Raw genomic sequence first — 2,381 nt, forward strand, 5'->3', positions numbered from 1 at the left:
CCGCGGCGTACCTCGGCGGTCGCGGGGGGTGCGGCGGCGAGGATTTCGGCGCGGTCCCACAGCATCACCCACTGCCCGGCGGGGCTGCGAAGCATCGCCGGGCAGTGGGTCGCTGGTCACCGGCCGATGATTCTGCGGACGGTGGTGCGGGACAGTCTGGCGCGGTTGATCAGGTCGATCTCGCTGCCCGGCAGCGGGGATCTGGCACCCGTGGCGGAGGCGAGGACCGCGCCGTGTAGTGCGGCCATCGCTTCCCGCTCGGCGTACAGTGCCCGCAGGTGGTTTTCGGCGAACGTCTCCAGGGTGACGGCGCCGAGGACGATTTGCACGGCGCCGTACATGGCCGCCTCGAGCTCATTGCTGGCGTCGGGGTCGGGCCAGCGGTCGGCGAGGGTGTCGATCAGGTCGGTGATCCGGTCGGCCTGGTCGGCATCGAGGGGCGGATCGGGCGGGTCGCCGAGCCAGGCGGCGATGTCGGGGCGCAGGGTCATGTCGGGGTCCTCACTTCTCTCGGTGGTTGCAGCAGCAGGCGTCGATGACGACAGCGTCGGCGTCGTCCCGCCGAAGTTGGTGTCGGCGTCGGCGGTCCGCGTGATCTCCATAACCAGAAATGTACACCAGTAGACAGAAATTGTCTACTGGTAGATAAGACGGGGTTCTCGGGCGATGCCGACCTCCGCCAGCGCATCGACCAGCGCGCGGCAGGGTGGCGGGCCGCACCCCAACCGGAAGCCGCCTAAAGATCTTCATCCACAGGTCTCAAGCATTGCTCGATCGGCTCTCCCGGCGCGTCGAGCCACCTATCGAGGGTGCCCCGAGCGATGCCTGCTGCCGCCGCCACCCGGATCTTCGGCACACCGGCCATGACCTGAGCGATCGCGGCCGGGCGGACTAGGTGCGCGGCGGCGAGTAACCGCGGCCCGTGCACCGCGAGCCATCCCTCGGCGAATCCGTCTTCTTCGCCGGAGTCCAGGACCTCCTGGGTCAGGTGCCCACACGCGGCGATCTGCTCGCGCCCGGACTTCATCAGGATGCGTGTCACCCCGGTCAGCCGATCGTCGTTGAACATCAGCAGGTCCCGGGCCGCCCGCCGGCGCACGGCGTCAGGTGCAGTGAGCCGCGGCCGCTGCGGCGCCGGGCGCGTCATGACCAGCACCACGACCGTCCCGCCCGGGGGCTGCACTGGGCCGGCGGCGGCGGGGTGGGCGGGGTGCATGCGGGTGGACCAGCGAGTTCCTGGGGCAGACGGTAGCGGGCGAACCCATCGGGACCCGACCCGCTACCGTCTGTGTCCAAGCAATGACTGCGCCGCCGACCTCGAACAGGAAAAACGGCGCGGTCACCCACCGAGTGGCCAGTCAGCTTCAGCCCAGTGGCCGGGCCGACTGCCATCCTGACTCTGCAAGGAGACCAGTGAGAAGCACTGTAGCGCTGCCCCGTCAGACAGTCGAGACGGGGATCCACCTCGACCTCGACCTCGACCTCGACCTCGACCTCGACCTCGACCAGCTGTACTCGCCGGGGTCGGTGGCCGCACCGCTTGTACTCATTGACCTGGCCGCCATCGTCCTGGCTGGGGGTGCGCGGTGAGCGTTGCGGTGATGGATGCGGTGTTCCGGTCGGATGTGGCGGGGTCCTCGCGGCGGGCGGTGTTACTGGCGATCGCTGACCACGCCAGCGAGCGTGGGTTGTGCTTCCCGGCGGTGATGTCGGTGGCGCGGAAGACCGGGTTGTCGCGGGCGACGGTGTTCCGGTCGTTGAACGATCTGGAGCGTGAGGGTGTGCTGCGGCGTGCCCGGCGGCGCCGTAGGAACGGGGCGTGGACGTCGAATGGTTACTGGATCCAGGTCGAGGTGCTCCAGACTCGGGACCGGGCTCGGCTCCGGGCGCAGCTGGAGGTGGACACGCTCGAAGAGCTGTTCGGCATCGCTCCACCCGCCGACCGCCTCGCTAGCGGTGTCGCTAGCGAGGCGGTCGGCGGCGCGGGCGGCGGCGCGGTGGAGCTGGCCGTTGCGGCCGGTCTCGCCGGGCCTTCCGGAACCGGTCTCGGCGGCGGCGCCGCCGACCTGCCCGAACCGGTGTTTCCGCAGCTCACCCCCCCGTCTCACGGTGAGACGGGCCCCGTCTCACGGTGCGACCCCACGGGGGTCTCACCGCCGGTCGCCTGGAACCATCAGGTGACCGTCACGGGGGAGGTCGCGCGCGCGAGCGCGCCCGCGACCGGCACCGCCGCGGACCGGTCGGGCACCGCTCGTCCGGACCCCGAGCGGGTCACCCCGGGCGACGTCCCCCAGGAGCCCTCGACCCGAACACCACGCCCCGGCGACCGCGGGTTGTCTGACCTGGTCACCACCGCCGCGGCGCAAGCCCACACCCCGCCG

General features: G+C 70.9%; 4 protein-coding genes. 2 read left to right on the plus strand and 2 right to left on the minus strand.

From position 1 onward, the window contains the following. Positions 1-116 precede the first annotated feature (116 nt). Positions 117-602, minus strand: a complete 486-nt coding sequence (locus Ae331Ps2_RS30105; RefSeq protein WP_139319288.1) for a hypothetical protein — start codon at positions 600-602, stop codon at positions 117-119. Positions 603-736: 134 nt separating this feature from the next. Continuing rightward, positions 737-1,159, minus strand: a complete 423-nt coding sequence (locus tag Ae331Ps2_RS30110) for a hypothetical protein (RefSeq protein WP_170918373.1) — start codon at positions 1,157-1,159, stop codon at positions 737-739. 254 nt (positions 1,160-1,413) lie between these two features. On the opposite strand from Ae331Ps2_RS30110, the gene Ae331Ps2_RS32390 reads away from it, so the two are divergent. After that, a complete protein-coding gene (locus Ae331Ps2_RS32390; RefSeq protein ID WP_175582036.1) occupies positions 1,414-1,590 on the plus strand; it encodes a hypothetical protein in 177 nt (58 codons plus the stop codon). Further along, the coding region (locus Ae331Ps2_RS30115) for a helix-turn-helix domain-containing protein (protein ID WP_075329932.1) at positions 1,587-2,381 on the plus strand (795 nt) is incomplete at its 3' end. The genes Ae331Ps2_RS32390 and Ae331Ps2_RS30115, both read left to right, overlap by 4 nt.

It is taken from the genome of Pseudonocardia sp. Ae331_Ps2 (assembly GCF_001932405.1).
Lineage (GTDB): Bacteria > Actinomycetota > Actinomycetes > Mycobacteriales > Pseudonocardiaceae > Pseudonocardia.

Bases quoted from the DNA above. Each gene is read 5' to 3' on its own strand.
- Ae331Ps2_RS30105 (WP_139319288.1), bottom strand. From the start codon at position 602: ATGGAGATCACGCGGACCGCCGACGCCGACACCAACTTCGGCGGGACG.